The organism is Streptomyces changanensis (assembly GCF_024600715.1).
In the GTDB taxonomy this organism is placed as follows: domain Bacteria; phylum Actinomycetota; class Actinomycetes; order Streptomycetales; family Streptomycetaceae; genus Streptomyces; species Streptomyces changanensis.
Genome location: NZ_CP102332.1, coordinates 2,159,138 through 2,177,998, shown reverse-complemented (window position 1 = coordinate 2,177,998; position 18,861 = coordinate 2,159,138). Strand labels below are relative to the sequence as shown.

Here is an 18,861-nt window from a genome sequence, read left to right as displayed (position 1 = left end):
GCTCTCAGGAACGGTTCGTCCGGTACATGGGTGCGGGCGGCCCGGTGATGCCGGGGAGGTCCGCCTCCAGCCACTTCTCGTACGCCTTCGTCCAGGGCCCGGCGCGGTACGCGACGAGCACCTGGTTCACCCGCCGCACCAGGTCGTCGGCGCCGAGCCTGGCCGCGACACCGTAGTACTCGGTCGTGAACGGCTCGCCCTTCAGCTCGACGGCCGGGTCCTGCGCGGCCTGCCCGGCGGCCAGGGCGCTGTCCGTGACGACCGCGTCCACCTCCCCGGTCTGCAACCGGACCAGGCAGTCCAGCTGGTTCGGCACGGTGAGGCGGTCGGCGTCCCGGGCCGTGCCGTCGTACGCGTCGCGGTAGACCGCGCCGAGCGGGGCGCGGTCCAGCGCCTCGTACGCCGTGGAGCCCTCGGCCGTGCAGACGCGCCGGCCGGCGAGCGAGGCGTCGTACCCGGTGATCGGCGAGTCCTTCGGCGCGAGGACCTGCTGGCCGGTCTCGAAGTAGGCGGTGGAGAAGGCGACCTGCCGGATCCGGGCGCAGTTGATCGTCATCGTCCGTACGACCAGGTCGACCTTCCCGCTCACCAGGGCCGCTATCCGCTGGTCGGTGGGGACGGTGCGGAAGACGATCGCGTCGGGGCTGCCGAGGAGGTCGGCGGCGATGGCCCGGGCGAGGTCGATGTCGAACCCCTCCAAGGTGCCCTTGACCGAGTCGCGGTAGCCCCAGCGGTAGCTGTTCTGGTCGACCCCGACGACCAGCCTGCCGCGCGCCCTGATCGCGGCGACCGCCGGCCCCTCGGCGCGGGACGGGGGCAGGGACGCCTCCGGGTTCCGGCAGGTCCCCGACCGGGCGGGCAGCGGCGGCTCGGCGGCGGGCCGGGCCTCCGGTACGGGCCGGACGGCGCCGGGTCGCTCGTCCCCGGGTGGTACGGGCGGATCCGGTGGTACGGGCGGTACGGGCTTGACGGGCGGCCCCGGTGGTACGGGGGGTACGGGCGGTACGGGTGACGGGGGCGCGATTGCCGACGTGCCGGCGGGGGCGCCGGTCGACGCCCCGCCCGATGCCGCGACCGGCGCGCCGATCGACGCCGCCGACGGTGCGCCGGCCTGCCCGCCCGCCAGCACGCACGCCAGTCCCACGGCGAGGACCGCGCCCCGGCGCCGTACCCGCGGTACCCGCGTGCCGCGCGGCCGGCCACCGGTCACGGCGCCCGTGCCGCTACCGGCCGCCGCGGCCGCTCCGTCACCGGTCACGGCGGCTGTTCCGTCACCGGTCACGGCGGCTGTTCCGCCACCGGTCACGGCGGCTGTTCCGCCGCCGGTCACGGCGCCCGTTCCGCCGCCGGTCACCGCGTCCCGTCCGCCGCCGGTCCCCGGGCCCGTTCCGTCACCGGTCGCGACGGCTGTTCCGCCGTCGATCACGGCACCCGTGCCGCCGCCGGCCGCCGCGTCTCTTCCCGGGCCTGCCACCGCGTCCCTCCCCGCGCCGTTCACCGGTACTCCGCCAGCCTGCGGTTGACGCCCGCGACGGCGGCGACCGCGGCCACCGCCGCCAGGACGGCCGCCCCTGTCGGGAGCCCCGCCAGGGCGTCGCGGCCGCGGGCCGCCGCCCGGGTGAACTCGCCCTGCTCGTGGTCGACGGCCGTGCGCAGCGCCGCGTCGACCCGGTCGAAGGCGGCGCCCGTCGACGGGCCACCGCCCACCACCCGTGCCAGCGCGCCGTCGTAGTCGCCCTCGTCGTTGGTGCGCCGCGCGGCGGCGTGGCGCTCGCGCCACTCGGCGGTCCACCGGGCGGCCTCCTCCACCGCGGCGCGGCCCGCCTCGTCGTCGGCCAGCCCGCGCGCCCCGGCGAGCGCCCGGTCGAGACCGGCCATGGCCACGCCGTGGTCGGTCTCGTACTTGTCGCTCCTGCCGTCGTCGGTCAGTACCGCCCCACGTGCCACGAGGGTCAGGTTCTCGTTCGCCCGGGCCTTCAGGGAACCGATCCGGGCCTCGTTCAGCACCTTGAGCGAATCCAGGCCGTGGACGCGGGCGTCGTCCAGGCCCGCACGCGCGAGGGTGTGGGCGCCCGCCAGCCACAGCAGCGCCACCGCGGTGGCGGCCGCCGCGGCCACCAGCCCCGGGTTCAGCACGCGGTGGGTGCGCCGGTAGTCGCGCCACTGCGCCGCGGCGAGCACGGCCAGCGCCAGCGCGCCCACGGCGAGGGAGGGCACCGGCCAGGCGCGCGCCCGGCGCTCGTCCTCGGCGAGCCGCGCCGTCTCCGCCGCGTACAGGCGCTGCGCCGCGGGGAGCAGATCGGTCGTCATGTGCCCGTTGGCGTACCGGAGGTAGGCGCCGCCGAGCGGCAGGCCCTGGCGGTTCGCGGCGCGGGCCCGCTCGACGAGTCCCGTGTAGACGGGAAGCCGCTCGTTGAGGGTGGCGATCTCGTCCGCCGACCGGGACGGGCCGCCGGCGCCGCCGGCACCGGCGTCGGCCGCGGCCTTCACCAGCAGCCGGGCGGCGGTGGCGACGTCCGTGTCGTACCGCTCGCGCAGGTCGGCGGGTTCCTGCGCGCCGGCGAGGAAGCCACCGGCGGCGACCGTGTCGGCGTCGGCGAGGGACCGGTAGAGGTGCGCGGCGTCGGCGCTCAGCGGCTGGCTGCGGCCCACGACGTCACCGGCGGCGGAGGACCGGCCGGTCACCTCCAGGGCCGTCACCGCGCCGAACGCGACGAGGAGCGCGGCCAGGACTGCGCCGAGCAGGCACAGCCGACCGGGTGGCGTGGCCACGACGGCCCGCAACCGCGCCCGGCCGCCCACCGGTCCGGCGGCGCGCCCGCCGAACCCTCCACCGCGCGGGTCTCCCGCCGCCTCCGGGACGTACGGGCTGTCCGGGGCGTACGGGCCTTCGGGGGCGTAAGGGGCTGCAGGGACGTACGCGCCCGCCGAGATGCCCGAGACGTCCGTGGCGCTCGGGGCGCTCGGGGCGGGCGGTACCTCCGGGTCTTCAGGCTCTTCCGGCTCTTCCGGCTCTTCCGGGGCTTCGGGGGCCTCGGGGGCGCCTCGGACGTACGCGCCCTCCGCGACGTTCGGGCCGTCCGCCGGGTGTTCGGGTGCCGGCGGGTCCGGGCGCGCGGGCCGTGCGTGCGGTACGTGCGGTACGCCTGCCACGTGCCCTCCCCCTCGTCGCCGGCCGGCCGCCCCCGTCCCCACGGTGCGGTCCGGCCAGCAGTATGGCCGCAAGGGGCCGTGCACACACCGGTATTGACTGGATCTTGTTCTGATCGTGCCCCCGCCCCGGTGCCCACCACCGGCGCCCGCGCCCCGCCCGCGCCCCGCCCGCGCCCGCCGTGCCCCCGCCCGCGCCGTCCGCGCCCGCGCCGGCCCGTCGACCGCTCCCGCGTGCGGTTCACCGGCGGCGATCCCCGCGCGTGGCCCGACCGGCAGCGTCCCGCCCGTCCCCCTCACCCCCGGGGCCGGCAGGCCGGACCCCCGTCACTCCGGGGCCCCGCGGGCCGGACCCCCGTCTCACCGCACGTGGTCCGCCGCCGCCCGGTTCGCGGCCGCCGCGTAGTGCGCGCGCAGCGCCGCCCCGGCCGCCGCCGGCGCCGCCACGTGGTCCAGCCCCAGCAGCGCCGCGCCCAGCACCGGCGGCGCGGTCACCACGCGCGGTACCGCCGCGGGCGCCCGTTCCCGCAACAGGGCGGCGATCCGGGTGTCCAGGTCCCGGTGCCCGGCCGCCAGGACGCCCCCGCCCAGCACCACCGGCACCGGGACCCGCGTCTGGGCCAGGCCCAGGCGCTCCAGGGCCACCCCCGCCATGGCCACGACCTCTCCCGCCAGCCGCTCCACCAGCCCCCGCGCCACCGGGTCACCGGCCGCGGCGACGGCGAACAGCACGGGCGCCAGCTCGTGCCGCCGCCGGGCCGGGATACGGCCCAGGTGCAGCGCCTCGATCAGCGCGCGCATCGACGCCAGGTGGAAGTGCGCTGGCAGCGCGCGGGCCAGTTCCGTCGGCCCGCCCCGCCCGTCCTCGGCCCGCGCCGCGTGCCACAGCGCCTCGTCCGCCAGGCCGGCACCGCCGCCCCAGTCCCCGGAGAGGCGGCCCACGGCCAGGAAGCGGGCCGTCCGCCCGTCGGGCAGCATGCCGACGCAGTTGATGCCGGCCCCGCACACCACGGCGACGCCCCGCGGCTCGTCGACCCCGGCCCGCAGCACCGCGAACGTGTCGTTGCGCACGGTGGTCGACGCGCCCCAGGCGCGCGCCCCCACGGCGCGGGTGAGCTGTTCCTCCTCCACCGGCAGGTCGGCGTTGGCCAGGCACGCCGACACGTGCGCCGCGTACGGTCCGCCGCCGGGCGCGTCCCACCGGGGCCCCGCGTCCCGCACGGCCGCCCGCACCGCCGCCGCCACCACGTCGACGGCCGCCTCGACCCCCACCGCCTGGGGTTGGAAGCCGCCGCCGCGCGCGGTGCCGAGGACCGTCCCGTCGGCGGCGACGAGCGCCACGTCCGTCTTGCTGTTGCCCGCGTCGACCGCGAGCACGGCCGCGGCCGGGGTCACGCCCACGCCAGGTGCTCCCGGTTGTGCGCGACCAGCCGGTCCGTGAGCGTGTCGGCGTACCCGTACTGGCCGACCAGCGGGTGTGCGAGCAGCGCCCGGAACACCCGCTCCCGGCCGCCGCGCAGCGCCGCGTCCAGCGCCAGCTCCTCGTACGCGGCGACGTGCGCGACGAGCCCCGCGTACAGCGGGTCCAGCGGGCGCGCCGGCAGCGGCCGCACGCCCGTGCCGTCCACGGCGGCCTGCACCTCCACCACCGCGTCGTCCGGCAGGAACGGCAGCGTGCCGGCGTTGCGGGCGTTCACCACCTGCACCGCGCCGCCCCGGCCGCCGAGCAGCGACGCCACCAGGTCGACGGCGGCCTCCGAGTAGAAGGCGCCGCCCCGCTCCGCCAGCAGCGCCGGCTTCTCGTCCAGCGCGGGATCGGCGTACATCCGCAGCAGCCGGCGCTCCATGTCGGCGACCGCGGCGGCCCGCGACGGCCCGGCCCGCAGCTCGTCCACGACCTGGTCGTGGGCGTAGAAATAGCGCAGGTAGTACGAGGGGACGACGCCGAGCCGGTCCAGCAGGCCGCGCGGCAGCCGCAGGTCGTCCGCGACCGCTTCGCCGTGCTCCGCGAGCAGTGCCGGCAGCACGTCCGGCCCGTCCGGCCCGCCGAGCCGTACGCCCAGCTCCCACGTGAGGTGGTTGAGCCCGACGTGCTCCAGGTGCACCTCCGCGGGGGCCGCGCCCAGCAGCGCCGCGAACTTCCGCTGGAGGCCGATGGCGACGTTGCACAGCCCGACCGCCCGGTGCCCGGCGTCGAGGAGCGCGCGGGTGACGATGCCGACGGGGTTGGTGAAGTCGACGATCCAGGCGTCCGGGGCGGCCCGCCGGACCCGCTCGGCGATGTCGAGGACGACCGGCACCGTCCGCAGCGCCTTGGCGAGACCGCCCGCGCCCGTCGTCTCCTGCCCCACGCAGCCGCACTCCAGCGGCCACGTCTCGTCCTGCTGCCGGGCCGCCTGCCCGCCCACGCGCAGCTGGAGCAGGACCGCGTCCGCGCCATCGGCGGCCGCGTCCAGGTCGGTGGTGGTCGTGACCTTCGCCGGATGGCCCTGCCGGGCCAGGATCCGCCGGGCCACCCCGCCGACCACCTCCAGGCGCTCGGCCGCCGGGTCGACGAGGACCAGCTCGTCGAGGGGCAGCGCGTCCCGCAGCCGCGCGAAGCCGTCGACCAGCTCCGGGGTGTAGGTGGAACCACCCCCGACCACCACGAGTCTCATGCCACCCGCGTTCACCGCGTTCACCGTCTTCACCGCGTTCACCGTCTTCACCGCGTCGGACGTGTCGGATGCTCCGGACGTGTTGGCCGTGCCGGCCGTGCCGGCCGTGCCGGCCGTGCCGGCCGTGCTGGACGTGTTCAAGGTGTTTCCCCTACCCCTTCACTCCGGTGAGCGTGACGCCCTCGACGAAAGCCTTCTGGGCGAAGAAGAACACGACGACGACCGGTGCCATCACGAGCACCGCCGCGGCCATCGTCAGGTTCCAGCCCGTGTGGTCCGCGTGCAGTTCCACGTCCGGGGCGCCGGACCCGCCGGCGCGCAACGCCTGCTGGGTCTTGCCATCGGTGACGTTGGGGACAGCCTCCACCGTGATGTTCGGGTGCGCGTCCTTGAACGCTCGATGCCCGCGTCGACCGCCGCCACCTCCTTGGGCGCGGACCAGCGGTGCCAGAAGGTGAACGTCCCCTTCGTGTGCGGGTCGTCGTGGGCCCCGCCGCCCGCCGAGCCGGTACAGCCGACGCGGGCCAGGGCCAAGGCCATGCACACGGCGGCCGCGCCGAGCGGACGCGGGCGCCGGAGCGCGGGCGGGGGCATGGCGGGTCTCCTGTCGTCGGGGACGGACGGTCAGCGCACGGAGGTGTCGAACACGTCGTCGCGGGTGGCGGCCAGGGCGACCTCCAGAGCGCCCCGCAGCACCGGGTGCTCCCGCACGCCGCCGAGGACCAGCCGCGGCAGGGCGGCGGCCAGCTCCCCGAGCTCCGCCCGCACCCGCTCGCACAGCGCCTCGCCGCCCGCGACGGCCACGTCACCGGAGAGCACGACCAGCTCCGGGTCGAGGACGGCGACGAGCGAGGCGAGCCCGGTGGCCAGCCCGGTGGCGTAGACGTCGAGCAACCGCGCGTACGCCCCGGCGCGGGCGGCCCCGGCCCCGGCGCCGCCGGCCCCGGTGGGCTCCGCGTTCCTGCCGGCGCCGCCGGCCCCGGCGCCCGAGCCGGTCACCGTCGAGCCGGCCACCGCCGCCCCGGCCGCCGCTGCCCCGGTCACCGCCGCGGCGGCCCGCTCCAACAGCCGCACGGCGACCTCCGGGTACGGCCCCGCCGGCACGGCGAGCCCCAGCTCGCGGGCCAGCCGGGGGAGGACCTGGCCCCCGGCGAGCTCCTGGAACCCGCCGCTGCCGGCCTTGGCGACGTTCCGTACGAGCGGCGCGCCCGGCACCGGCATGAACCCGACCTCGCCGGCGCCGCCGGTGTACCCGCGGTGCAGCCGCCCGCCCAGCACGAGGGCCGCGCCGAGCCCCTCCTCGCTCCACAGCAGGACGAAGTCGCCGTACCCGGCGGCGGCGCCGAGGCGCTGCTCGGCGACGGCCACGAGGTTGACGTCGTTCTCGTACTCGACCGGTGCGGGCAGCGCGGCGGCCAGTTCCTCCAGCAGGGTCGGCCCGTGCCACCCGGGCAGGTGCGAGGCGTACCGCAGCCGGCCGGTCGACGGGTCGAACGCGCCGGGCGTGCCGATCACCAGCCGGTGCACGTCGCCGAGGGTCAGCCCGGCCGCCTTCACCGCGCCGTCCAGCGCCTCGGTCACCTGCCGCACCGCCCCGGGCCCGCCGCGCCGCGGGGTGCGCAGCTCGAACTCCCCGACCACCGCGCCGGTCACGTCGGCGACGGCCGCGCGGACGCGCCGCGGGTTCACGTCGAGCCCGGCGGCGTACGCGGCCCGCGGATTCACCCCGTACAACTGCGCGTTCGGCCCGGGCCGCCCCTCGCTCGTCCCGGTCGCCACGACCAGCCCGGCCGCCTCCAGCCGCGCGAGCAGCTGCGACGCGGTCGGCTTCGACAGCCCGGTCAACCGCCCGATCCGCGCCCGCGACAACGGCCCGTGCGCCAACAGCAGATCGAGCGCGGCCCGATCGTTCATCGCCCGCAGCACGCGGGGGGTACCGGGGACACCGGGACTGCTTCCGGACAAGGGACGCGCACCTGCCTTCGACCACGGCCGGGAACCTGCGGCCGACCACTGTTAGGAAAGTTTCCTGTTCGCTTGCTGTGACGGTAGGGCCGGTGTGATCCGGCGTCAACACCCTCGGCGGCGTCCTCCCGGGGCGCGTCCGCGCTTTGTCGCCACGAGCCACGCCGCCGTCGATAACGCGTTGACTCCGTGCCGTTCCGCTCCATAGCGTCGCGTCGATCACTCTGGGTCGTGTGTTCGACACGGGTGAGGATTCCGAGGGGGGATTCCATGCTTGTCCCGTCATCCCGGCCGCAGGTCGGGCGACGTGCCGGACGGCCGAGCGGCCGGTTCCGGTTCACCGCCGCGCTGGCGTTCGGCCTGCTCGCGGCGGCTGCCGTACCGCCGGCGTACGCGACGACCGCCACCGACGATCCCGTGCCCCGCGCACCCCGCGTCACGTCGCTGGGACCGTACGAGGAGTGCACGACCAACCAGTGCGCCACGCACGGCGCTTCCGGCCTGCCGGGCCGGTTCCGCTTCACGCCGGACCCCGCCGACGAGGACGTCACGAGCTACCGCGTGCGCGTCGGCGGCGAGGTGCACACGATCAGCGCGGCGGAGGCCGAGTCGTTCGCGTTCGTGCCGCCCACCGCGGGGTTCTACGTGCTCTACGTGGAGGCCGCCGACCGGGGCAGCCGCTACGGGCCGGAAACCACGTTCTCCTTCAAGGTGGGGTACGTCGAGGAGGCCGCCCGCTGGCGCTTCGACGACGGGCTGACCGACCCGTCCGCCACGGTCGCCGCCGACTCCGGCGTCCGGGGAGCGCACCACGACGCCGCGCTCCACACCGACGGCGACCCCTGGTCGCCGCTCGCCCGTGCCGGGGACCGCGACCGCGCCCTGCTGCTGGACGCCCCGGGGGAGGGCCGGCCGCAGGAGTACGCACAGACCGCCCGGCCCGTCGTGGACACCTCTCGGCCGTTCACGGTGTCGGCCTGGGCGCAGCTCGCCGACACCGGCGCGGACCGCGTCGTGCTGTCCGCGCCCGGCGAGCACGGCTCGGCGTTCGAACTGCTCTACTCGGCCGCCGACCGGCGCTGGGCGTTCGGCAGGACGGCCCGGGACGAGCCCGGCGCCCCGCGGGTGCGGTCCCTGGCGACCACCGCCGATCCGGCGCGGAACGCCTGGACCCACCTGGCGGGCGTCTTCCACACTCGGCACGACACCGACCCGTCCAACGACACGGTCCAGCTGTACGTCAACGGTCGCCCGCAGGGCAGCCCCGTCGTCCTCGCCGAGGGAGCCCCCGCCTACGAGCCGTGGACGAGCACGGCGGGTCTGCAGTTCGGCCGCGGCCGTACCGGCGGCGCGTACGACGGCCACTTCCTGGGCCGGATCGACGAGGTCCGCGCCTGGCAGTGGGCGCTGACCGCGGACGACGTGCGGAACGAAACGGACGTACGGGACGCCGAGGGTTACCCGGCCGTGCCGCTGGCCGCCCACTGGGACGCCGCGTCGGCCGGGGACGGCCGTGTGCCGCAGGTCGGCCCGTACCCGGTCGGGGACATGACCCTCTCACCCGCCGGCGCCACCCTGGACGCGGGGGAAGGCAGCGTCCTCCTCGACGGGGTGGCCGGGCACCTCTCGGCGACCGGGCCGGTCGTCGACGAGACGGGGTCGTTCACGGTGTCCGCCCGGGTGCGGGTGGACAGCGCCGGTCTGGAGTCCAAGCCTGTCGGCTACCGCGCGCTGGTGGCGGGCCAGCGCGCGGGTTCTGAGTACTCATGGGCCCTGTGGGCGCGGAAGACCTCGCCGGAGACGTGGCGCTGGGAGTTCTCCCGCACGGTCCTCGGCCCCGACGGCGAAAGCACGGACACGGCCACCGTGGGCAGCAACGAGGTTGTCGCCGCGGACACCTGGGTGGACCTGACGGGCAGCTACGACGCCTTGGACGGCAACGGGCGGCTGACCCTCTACGTCGACGCCTCCTGGCAGTACGGCTCCGGCGCATCCGAACTGAACGGCGTGCAGCAGGGCGGTGGCGTCCTGGGGGCCGGTGGTGACGCCCGCGACGGCGCGACCACCGAGCACGCCCTGCCCGGGGCGCTGAAGTCCTTGCGCGTGTGGACGGGCGCGATGACTCCGGACGGCCTGTGGCGGCACGTCCTGCCGCAGTGACCGGGCCCGGACCGACGTGAAGGCGCCCCCTCCGCTCGTGTGGAGGGGGCGCCTTCGCCCGCTGGTCGGCCCGGTGCCGGGCCCCGGTCGCTGCCGCGTCAGCCCTTCGACAGGTTCGACCCCGTGGACGGCTGCGGTATCGACGGGGGGTGCTGGAGGGGGGTCGCCGCCAGGGACTGGGGGGTCGTGGGGGAGGCGAAGGCGGACGGGGCGGCCATGCCGGCCGTCGGGTCGGCCGGGGCGTCCTCCGCCGGGAGCGGGATGCCGCCCACGATGCGGATGCCCGCCGCGTCGAAGGCGCGCTTGAGGCGCCAGCGCAGCTCCCGCTCCACGCCCAGGGCCTTGCCCGGCATGGTCTTCGCCGCGACGCGCAGCGTCATCGAGTCGATGAGGACCTCGGTCAGGCCCAGCACCTCGATCGGGCCCCACAGCCGCTCGTTCCACGGCTCCTCGGCCGCCATCTCCTCCGCGACGCCCTCGATGACCTTGCGCAGCGCGTCCAGGTCCTCCGTCGGGCGGACGGTGACGTCGACGGCCGCCGTCGCCCAGCCCTGGCTGAGGTTGCCGATCCGCTTGATCTCGCCGTTGCGGACGTACCAGATCTCCCCGTCGACGCCGCGCAGTTTCGTCACGCGCAGGCCCACCTCGATGACCTCACCGGAGGCGACGCCCGCGTCGATGGAGTCGCCGACGCCGTACTGGTCCTCCAGGATCATGAAGACGCCGGACAGGAAGTCCGTGACCAGGTTCCGCGCGCCGAAGCCGATCGCCACGCCCGCCACACCGGCCGAGGCCAGCAGCGGGGCGAGGTTGATCTCGAAGGCGGCCAGGACCATCAGCACCGCCGTTCCCATGATCAGGAACGACGCGACCGACCGCAAGACCGAGCCGATCGCCTCCGACCGCTGGCGGCGCCGCTCGGCGTTCACCAGCAGCCCGCCCAGCGCCGTGCCCTCCACGGCCTGGGCACTGCGGTTCATGCGGTCTATGAGCTTGGTCAGCGTCCGCCGGATCAGGAAGCGGAGCGTGACCGCGATGGCGATGATCAGCAGGATCCGCAGGCCGGTGTTGACCCACGTGGCCCAGTTCTGCTCGACCCAGCCCGCGGCCTCGCCGGCCTGGCGGGCGGCCTCGTCCAGGGACACGGGGGCCCCGGGGGAGGGGGTGGATTCGGTGGGCGGTACGGAAGGCGGGGCCGACCTGAGCACGGTGGAAACCTCCTGGCATCACGAGCGGGTCACAACCATTTAACGGGGTCGACCGGGGGGTTCGTTGCACTGTTCGAGGGAGAGCCTCGTCTCATGTGGGGATGACCACGGTGTGGTCGAAAACACCTCGGGCCCGTTACCGCCATGTGGTGGCGCTTCGACCTGGCATGAGGAGAGACTGAGAGCAGATCGTCCCGGCGCGAGCCACGCGCCGCCGGCGTACAAGGAGGCATCCGTGCCGCATGTCCTGGTCCTCAACGCGTCGTACGAGCCCCTCGGCGTCGTACCGCTCCGCCGCGCGCTCGTACTCGTCCTCGAGAACAAGGCCGTGTGCCTCGAGGAGTCCGGCGCCTTCATGCACAGCGCTACCCGAGCCATCGCAGCCCCCAGTGTCGTGCGGCTGAAGCGGTTCGTGCGGGTCCCCTACAGGGGGCCCGTTCCTCTGACCCGCAAGGCGCTCTTCGCCCGTGACGGAGGGCGCTGCATGTACTGCGGGGGCGTCGCAACCAGCGTCGACCACGTGGTCCCGCGCAGCCGCGGCGGCAAGCACGCCTGGGACAACGTGGTGGCCGCGTGCCGCCGCTGCAACCACGTCAAGGCCGACCGGCACCTGCGCGAGCTGGGCTGGCGGCTGCACCAGCCGCCGGCGCCGCCGTCGGGGCTCGCGTGGCGGATCATCGGCACGGGGCACCGGGATCCGCGCTGGCTGCCCTACCTGCAACCATACGGCGCGGATGACGCACTGGCCCGGATCGACGGCATCTCAGCCTGAGGCCCGGGCCCCGTCGTAGGCGGGTCCGGGTCCGGGTCCGGGTGGGCACCCCGGGCGGACCGCATGCGGGGGGCGGGGTGCGTCGTGGTGCGGGCGGGCCACCGGGGGTGGTGGGTGCCGGTCCGCCGTTGCGGCGTGCCCGCGTACGGGGTCGGGCGGGCGCGGGTCCCGCGGGGTGGCCGTGCCCACCCGTTCCGCCCTGCGGAACGCCTGCCCACGACCACACGGGCTCCGGCCCCGCCCGCATCGGCCATGGCCACCACCCGGGCGCGCCGCCGGACCCACCGGCCACCAGGTACCAGCCACCGCCGTCGGTCACCGATGTGACCGTGCCGACACCCCAGGCACAGCCGCCACCCGGCGCGCTGCCCGGCCGTGCCGTTCCGGGCCGTCCGCACGGGCGGTCACGCCGGCCGGGGGCTGGACGTACCGCCATCCCGGGCCGCGCCTGACACGCGGCCACGTCGACACCCCGGCCGCTCCCGCCAGGGCGACCGCGCCCACTGGCGCGGTCCCGCCGCCCCCGGCGGCCACACCCGCCGGGGGACCGCGTCGGTACGACCGCTCACGTCCGCCCGGCCCACCGCGCTGCTCCAGCCGCCCCCGGTCACACCCGCCGGGGGAGGGCGTCGATACGGCCACTCACGCCGCCCCGGCCGCGCCCGACCGGGCCCACCGCGCCGCGCCCGGCCGTGCCTGGTCGTGCCTGGCCGTGCCTGGCTCCCGCCTACCGCGCCGCCCCGGCCCCGCCCGGGCGGCCTGCCGCGTCGCCGGCCGCAGGCGCGCCCTTCCGCGCAGCCGGTGGCCGGGCGGTCTCCGCGACCGCGTACGCCTCCACCGCGTACAACGAGTAGCCGTACTTCGTCGCGCGCTCCTCGCCCTGGATGCGGAGGTAACGGGTGCCGGGGGCGTCGAAGCGAACCGTCTCGCGGCCGCCGCGGCCCTCGCGGACCGTCGCCGCGGTCCGCCAGGTGCGGCCGTCGGCCGAGACCTGGACGCGGTAGCGGGTCGCGTACGCGTCCTGCCAGTGCAGGACGACCTGGCCGACGCGGGCCGGGCGGGCCAGTTCGACCTGCCACCACGCGCCGTCCTCCGCCGGGGAGGACCAGCGGGTCTCCGGGTCGCCGTCGAGCGCCGCCGGGGCGGGGAAGTCGGGCGTCTCGTCACCCGAGGAGGTCGCCGTGCCGGTACGGGTCAGGTCGGGGCCGCCGGTGCGCGGGTAGGCGCGCACGGTCAGCGTGCGTTCCTCGCCGGCGAAGGCGAGCCGCACCTCGTACGTGCCGACCGGGGTGGTCGCCGGGACGGTGACCGTCACGGGCACCTTCGCGGCCGTGCCGCGCGGCACGGCCGTCAGCGCGGGGACGGTCACCGTGACGCCCTTCGGCGCCCGGACCGTGAGCGCCCCGCGGACGGCCCCGGGGCGCTGCGCGGAGAGGAGCGCGTCGACCCGCTGGGGGCCGCCGCCGATCACGGCGTCCGTCTCGGCGCGCGGCAGCTCCAGAGCGGCCTGCGGCTGGTCCGCGAACCACGGCACCAGGGAGCGCACGGGCGGCTCCGGCGCGCCCTGCGGCCAGGACACGCGGACCGCGTCGGCGCGGACCCCGGCGGCGGGCGTCTGCGTCCAGCCCGTGGGCGACAGGGCGCCGAGCCGGCGCCACCCCTCGCCGGGGACGTGCACGTCGACACTGCCGGAGCCGGAGCCGGAGCCTGCTCCCGGGCCGGAGCCCGAGTCCGCTCCCGAGCCCGTGCCGGGCCCGGTCAGCGCGGTCACCGCCTCCAGGGGCCGCACCCGGCCGAGGTCCACCGTGTACGAGGTGGCCGTGCGGTACGGCTCCCCGGTGGAGCGGGACGCCCCGGTCCACTCGGCCGCCGCGTCGAGGGCCCGCTTCAGGAACGGGTCGAGGACGCCCTGCCCCACCTTCGCGGGGCTCGCCGCCAGGTCCCGGCGCAGCGACTCCAGCTCCAGCTGGGCCTTCCAGGCGGCGGCGCCGTCGCCGCGCGCCTGCGCCTGGAGCATGTCGACGGCCCTCTCACCGGCCCGGCCGTACCGGGCGAGCTGCTCCAGCCACGGCCGCACCTCGTCGTCGAACCGTCCGTCGGCAGGGGCGGTCAGCGCGTCCGGGGCCTCCCGCATCACCGTGAACGCCGCCCGCAGCTGCCGGGCGGCCCGGTCGCGGGTGGCGGCGGGGACGCCCGCCGAGGTGCGGGTGTGCCAGAAGCCGGTCAGCAGCGGGCGCAGGTACGCCGACTCGCCGGACGGGTCCAGCAGCGACGAGGCGTCGTTGCCGGCCAGCGCGCCCAGGGCCCGACGGGCCGTCGGGTCGCCGCCCGCCAGGTCGTCCAGCGCGGCCCGCCAGGACTCCTGCGGGCGGTAACCGCGCGGGTTCCACGCGAAGTCCGCGGCGGTGAAGACGGGGACGCGGGAGGCGGACGCCTGCTCCATGCCGTTGGCGAGGAGCGCCGCCGACCCGGCCGCCACGGCCGGCTCGCGGCCGGTGTACGGGCCGAGGAAGATACGGTCCTGCGCGTAGTCGTTGACCGGGTAGTTGTCCATGGTGACCAGCGGGTGCCGGAACACGTCGCGGGCCTCGGCCAGTTCGCCGCCGCTGATGGTGCGCGGCACGACGCCGACGCCCGTCCACGCCACCTGGACGCGCGCGTCGAGGGTGTCGGCGAGCGTCGTGCGGTAGTCGGTGGCGCCGTCCTGGTAGTACTCGGTCGGCATCAGCGACAGCGGCGCGGCGTCCGGGTGGTGCGCCGTGAGGTGCCGGGACAGTTCGCTCGCCACGCGGGCGTGCGCCCGCGCCGCGCCCTCGGGGCCGCCGCCGAAGGCGTCCGCGTCCCGCGAGCAGTGCCACTCGTCGTACCCGGCGTCCTGGAACTGCAGCTGGAAGGCGCGCACCCCGAGGGCGTACATGGCGTCGACCTTGCGCTTGAGCGCCGCCAGGTCGTCGTCCGAGGCCAGGCACATGGACTGGGCGGGCGCCACCGCCCACGCCAGGGTCACGTGGTTGCGCCGGGCCCGCTCGGCGAGCCGGCGGAACTCCGCCCGCTGCGCCGCCGGGTAGGGGTCGCGCCACTGGGCCTGCCGGTACGGGTCGTCACCAGGGGCGTAGAGGTACCGGTTCTGCTTGGTGCGGCCCATGAAGTCGAGCTGGGCGAGCCGCTGGTCGTGGCTCCAGGGCCGGCCGTAGAAGCCCTCCGCCAGGCCGCGCACGGCTGTGCCGGGCCAGTCGCGGACGACGACGCCGGGCACGGTGCGGTCCGCCGCCACCAGCTGGCGGAGGGTCTGCACGGCGTGGAACAGCCCGTCCGGACCGACGCCGTCCGCCGCGACGGCGTCCCGGCCCTGGTACCGACCGGTCGCGAGCCGGTAGCCGCCGGCGGGCAGGTCCCCGCGCTCGGGCACCCGCAGGGCGCGCAGCACGCTCTGCGCGCCGTCCCCGCCCCACCACACCACCGGCCCGCGGGCGCCCGCCGGACCCTGCGGCCCGGCGCGCAGCACCCTCCGCACACCGGCGGCCCGCAGGACGTCCTCCAGGGCGGCCACGGCGTAGGGGTCGGCGGACGCGTCCGCGACGAGCGTCACCTCGTCCCCGAGGCGCACGGCACCGCCCGCGGCCCGCAGGGACTGCGGCCGGGGCCACACGGCGGGCGGCGCCGCCCCGGCGTCGCGGTCGGGCGCCGCCGCCGCGGGGGCGCCGGGCCCGCCGGGGGCGGCCAGGGCGCCGGGCGCGCCGCCGAGCAGACCGCCGAGCACGGCGACCGCGATGGCGGTCGCCGTGCCCTTGCCGCGTCCGAACTGCGCGAGCTGACCGAACTGCACGCGCGTCTCCCCTCGTCCTGCGTGGTTCTGCGGGTAGCTTTGCCGGTGCCGTACCGGTGTTCTGACTGGTTGTCGGACAGGGTCGTCCGTCCGGTGGGTGTCGAGCCCACCACCCCCTCGGCGAAGGTGTCAATGTGCGTGGCCGATGTGTCGGATTTGCACACCGGGCCCTGCGGGCCGGGCGCCGTCGCCCCGCGCCCGCGCCGGACGCGGGATGTGAGCAGCGCCACGTCCGGTGGATGCCGGGGCGCGCGATGGGTAGGGCTGGGTCGAACCGCCGTTCCTGTCGTCCAGTACCGGGAGGCCGCCATGGCCGCGTCCGCACAGCTCCTCCTCACCGCCCTCTCCAAACAGGTCCCGTCCCCCCGACCTGTCTCCTGCCCGTTCTCCGGGCCCCTCACCAGCGAGCCGCCGCTCGCCGACGCCGCGCCCCTCACCAGCGAACCGCCGATCTACGACGCCACGCCCCTGACCAGCGAACCGACCGCCCGCGGTACGGCCGGCGGACCGGAGTCGCCCCGCATGTGACGCCGCGTCGGCACGGGGGCCGCGCGGTCCGACCCGATCGACCCGTCCCCCCGAGCGTCCAGGAGGCCGAATGACCCTCGCCCGGCTCGCATCGCTGCACGGAGTGGCCACGGCCTACTCCCCGTCCCCGGGCACCACGGTCCCGGTCCCCGAAGCGACCGTGGTCACCGTCCTCGGGGCGCTCGACGTCGACGCCACCACCCCCGCGGCGGTCCGCGCGTCGCTCGCGGCCGCCGAGGAGGCGGCCGCCGCGCGGCTGCTGCCGCCCACGGTGGTGGTGTGGCAGGGCGACGAGCCGTCGGGAACCCCCCGGCCGCTCGCCGCCCTCCCGGCGGGCAGCACGCTCCGCGTCACGCTGGAGGGCGGCTCCGCCGCCGCGTCCCCCGTCCCGTGGGACGACCTGCCGCCCGGGATCCACACCCTGGAGGCGCGGGCGCCGGACGGGCGGACCGGGCACGCCGCCCTCGTCGTGGCACCCCCGCGGGTGCCGCGCCCCGCCGCGCCCTGCCACGGCGTGCTCGTCCAGCTCTACTCGCTGCTGTCCACCCGCTCCTGGGGCATGGGCGACCTCGGCGACCTGCGCGAGCTCGCCGACTGGGCGGGCCGCTCGCTCGGCTCGGGCTTCGTCCAGGTCAACCCCCTGCACGCCGCCGTCCCCGGCACACCGACCGACCCGTCCCCCTACCGTCCCTCCTCGCGCCGCTTCCCGGACCCGGTCCACCTGCGGGTGGAGGACGTGCCGGAGTACGCCTACGTCACCGGGGCCGCCCGCGCCGAGCTCGACGCGCTCGCCGGGCGGGCCGGGGAGCTGCGCGACGGCGTCCTGCGCAAGGGCGAGCTGATCGACCGGGACGCGGTGTGGGTCCTGAAGCGGCGCGCCCTGGAGATCGTCGCCGACGTGCCGCTGGGCCCCGGCCGGAAGGCCGCGTTCGACGCCTTCCGCGCCGCGCAGGGGCAGGCCCTGGAGGACCACGCCACCTGGTGCGCGCTAGTCGAGCGGTACGGCGCCGACCGCGCCCCGTGGCCGCGGGGGCTGCACGACCCCCGGTCCGCCGCCACCGCCCGGGCCCGCGAGGAGCTGGCCGACCGCGTCGCCTTCCACCGGTGGCTGGTCTGGCTCACCGACGGCCAGCTGGCCGCCGCGTCACGGGCCGCCCGCGACGCCGGCATGGCCGTGGGCGTCGTGCACGACCTGGCCGTCGGCGTCCACCCCGACGGCGCCGACGCCTGGGCGCTGGGCGACGCGTACGCGCGCGGCATGTCGGTCGGCGCCCCGCCGGACGCCTTCAACGCCCGCGGCCAGGACTGGGGACTGCCCCCCTGGCGCCCCGACGCCCTCGCCGCGTCCGGCTACGCTCCCTACCGCGAGCTGCTGCGATCGCTGCTGCGACACGCGGGCGCGCTGCGCATCGACCACGTCATGGGCCTGTTCCGGCTGTGGTGGGTGCCGGCGGGGCTGCCGCCCACGGAGGGCACGTACGTGCGCTACGACGCCGACGCCATGCTCGCCGTCCTCGTCCTGGAGGCCCACCGCGCGGGCGCCGCCGTGATCGGCGAGGACCTCGGCACGGTCGAGCCGGGCGTCCGGGACGCGCTGGAGCGCCGGGGCGTGTGCGGCACGTCCGTCCTGTGGTTCGAACGCGACTGGGAGGGCGACCGGCGCCCCCTGCCCCCTGAGGCGTGGCGGGAGGACTGCGTCGCCACGGCCACCACGCACGACCTGCCGTCCACGGCGGCCCGGCTGAGCGGCGAACACGTGGACCTGCGCCACCGACTGGGCCTGCTGACCCGGCCGCTGGCGGAGGAGCGCGCCGAGGACGCCCGGGACGTCGCCGAGTGGCTGGCGTACCTGCGCGGGCTCGGCCTGCTGGACGCGGACGCCGGGCGGGACGAGGAGGCCGAGGTCCGCGCCGTGTACCGCTTCCTGCGCCGCACGCCGGCCCGGATGACGGGGGTGTGGCTGCCGGACGCGGTGGGGGACCGGCGCCCCCAGAACCTGCCCGGCACCTGGGACCAGTACCCGAACTGGCGGCTGCCCCTCGCCGGCGCGGACGGTCGCCCGCTCACCCTGGAGGAGCTCGCCGCCTCGCCGCGGCTGCACGCCCTCATGGCGGAGCTGGACGCCGCCGGCGCCTCGGAGCGGCGTCCTACGGCACCCCCGGGCGCGCGGGGCGACTAGGCGTTCGCTACGTTTGCTCCGTGGACAAGAAGAACGCCCTGCGCGCCGGCGCCGTCGCGGCCGGTACGACGCTGATGATGCTGCTCATGTCGTCCCCCGCGCTCGCGCTCACCCGCGACGACGGCGACGACCCGGGTTCCGGCCTGTCCGTCGTCGAGACGCTCGGCCTGTACGTGGTCGCGCCGATCGCGCTCTTCGCGGTCATCGCGGGCCTGGTCATGGTCCTCGACCGGTCGAAGAAGCAGCAGCACCAGGGCTGACGCCGCCTCCCGCTCTTCCGGGGCGCCGCGCGACGGGGTGACCACCCCGCCACGCGGCGCTCCGTCGTGTCCGCGCCCGGGTACGGAACCGGCGCCTGGCGTCCGGGTACGGGACCGGCGCCTGGCGCCCGTGCGCGGGGCCGGGCCTGCCGCCCG

The 18,861-nt window shown here is 77.0% G+C and carries 12 protein-coding genes and 1 pseudogene; 5 read left to right on the top strand and 8 right to left on the bottom strand.

All coding sequences use genetic code 11. The features are described from left to right. Positions 1-4 precede the first annotated feature (4 nt). The 6 genes and pseudogenes from NRO40_RS09670 to NRO40_RS09645 form a co-directional block, all read right to left on the bottom strand. Entirely contained in the window at positions 5-1,258 is a 1,254-nt protein-coding gene (locus NRO40_RS09670) for a glutamate ABC transporter substrate-binding protein (protein WP_232791290.1), read from the bottom strand. A 236-nt stretch (positions 1,259-1,494) separates the two neighbouring features. Next, positions 1,495-2,934, bottom strand: a complete 1,440-nt coding sequence (locus tag NRO40_RS09665; RefSeq protein WP_079047538.1) for a hypothetical protein — start codon at positions 2,932-2,934, stop codon at positions 1,495-1,497. A 576-nt stretch (positions 2,935-3,510) separates the two neighbouring features. Further along, positions 3,511-4,551 (bottom strand): N-acetylglucosamine kinase, encoded by a 1,041-nt coding sequence (locus NRO40_RS09660; protein WP_058945294.1) that lies wholly within the window; start codon positions 4,549-4,551, stop codon positions 3,511-3,513. Next, positions 4,542-5,807: a 6-phospho-beta-glucosidase gene (locus NRO40_RS09655; RefSeq protein WP_058945301.1), complete on the bottom strand. Its 1,266-nt coding sequence runs from the start codon at positions 5,805-5,807 to the stop codon at positions 4,542-4,544. Before NRO40_RS09655 ends, NRO40_RS09660 begins: the two co-directional genes overlap by 10 nt. A 151-nt stretch (positions 5,808-5,958) precedes the next feature. Then, a pseudogene (locus tag NRO40_RS09650) lies at positions 5,959-6,087 on the bottom strand (carbohydrate ABC transporter permease); the annotation flags it as partial. Between the two features lie 344 nt (positions 6,088-6,431). Continuing rightward, on the bottom strand, positions 6,432-7,721 hold the full coding sequence (locus tag NRO40_RS09645) for an ROK family transcriptional regulator (protein WP_408056988.1): 1,290 nt from the start codon (positions 7,719-7,721) through the stop codon (positions 6,432-6,434). Between the two features lie 321 nt (positions 7,722-8,042). Between NRO40_RS09645 and NRO40_RS09640 the strand changes: the two genes are divergently transcribed. Further along, entirely contained in the window at positions 8,043-9,932 is a 1,890-nt protein-coding gene (locus tag NRO40_RS09640; protein WP_058945297.1) for a LamG domain-containing protein, read from the top strand. Positions 9,933-10,030: 98 nt separating this feature from the next. On the opposite strand, the gene NRO40_RS09635 is transcribed toward NRO40_RS09640, so the two are convergent. Further along, positions 10,031-11,140: a mechanosensitive ion channel family protein gene (locus NRO40_RS09635; RefSeq protein ID WP_058945298.1), complete on the bottom strand. Its 1,110-nt coding sequence runs from the start codon at positions 11,138-11,140 to the stop codon at positions 10,031-10,033. Between the two features lie 235 nt (positions 11,141-11,375). Between NRO40_RS09635 and NRO40_RS09630 the strand changes: the two genes are divergently transcribed. After that, positions 11,376-11,912, top strand: a complete 537-nt coding sequence (locus NRO40_RS09630) for an HNH endonuclease (protein WP_058945299.1) — start codon at positions 11,376-11,378, stop codon at positions 11,910-11,912. Positions 11,913-12,639: 727 nt separating this feature from the next. On the opposite strand, the gene NRO40_RS09625 is transcribed toward NRO40_RS09630, so the two are convergent. Then, positions 12,640-15,738 (bottom strand): beta-N-acetylglucosaminidase domain-containing protein, encoded by a 3,099-nt coding sequence (locus NRO40_RS09625; protein ID WP_257375376.1) that lies wholly within the window; start codon positions 15,736-15,738, stop codon positions 12,640-12,642. A 309-nt stretch (positions 15,739-16,047) separates the two neighbouring features. Between NRO40_RS09625 and NRO40_RS09620 the strand changes: the two genes are divergently transcribed. From NRO40_RS09620 to NRO40_RS09610, 3 genes are all read left to right on the top strand, one after another. Beyond that, positions 16,048-16,266: a hypothetical protein gene (locus NRO40_RS09620; RefSeq protein ID WP_058944250.1), complete on the top strand. Its 219-nt coding sequence runs from the start codon at positions 16,048-16,050 to the stop codon at positions 16,264-16,266. 70 nt (positions 16,267-16,336) lie between these two features. Further along, positions 16,337-18,445 (top strand): 4-alpha-glucanotransferase, encoded by a 2,109-nt coding sequence (malQ, locus tag NRO40_RS09615; RefSeq protein WP_058944249.1) that lies wholly within the window; start codon positions 16,337-16,339, stop codon positions 18,443-18,445. Between the two features lie 20 nt (positions 18,446-18,465). Continuing rightward, positions 18,466-18,705: a hypothetical protein gene (locus NRO40_RS09610; protein WP_058944248.1), complete on the top strand. Its 240-nt coding sequence runs from the start codon at positions 18,466-18,468 to the stop codon at positions 18,703-18,705. Positions 18,706-18,861 lie beyond the last annotated feature (156 nt).

What these genes read in the sequence shown, in the direction of transcription:
- NRO40_RS09640 (WP_058945297.1), top strand. Translation starts at nt 8,043, where the DNA reads ATGCTTGTCCCGTCATCCCGGCCGCAGGTCGGGCGACGTGCCGGACGG.
- malQ (WP_058944249.1), top strand. Translation starts at nt 16,337, where the DNA reads ATGACCCTCGCCCGGCTCGCATCGCTGCACGGAGTGGCCACGGCCTAC.
- NRO40_RS09620 (WP_058944250.1), top strand. Translation starts at nt 16,048, where the DNA reads ATGGCCGCGTCCGCACAGCTCCTCCTCACCGCCCTCTCCAAACAGGTC.
- NRO40_RS09645 (WP_408056988.1), bottom strand. Translation starts at nt 7,721, where the DNA reads ATGAACGATCGGGCCGCGCTCGATCTGCTGTTGGCGCACGGGCCGTTG.
- NRO40_RS09655 (WP_058945301.1), bottom strand. Translation starts at nt 5,807, where the DNA reads ATGAGACTCGTGGTGGTCGGGGGTGGTTCCACCTACACCCCGGAGCTG.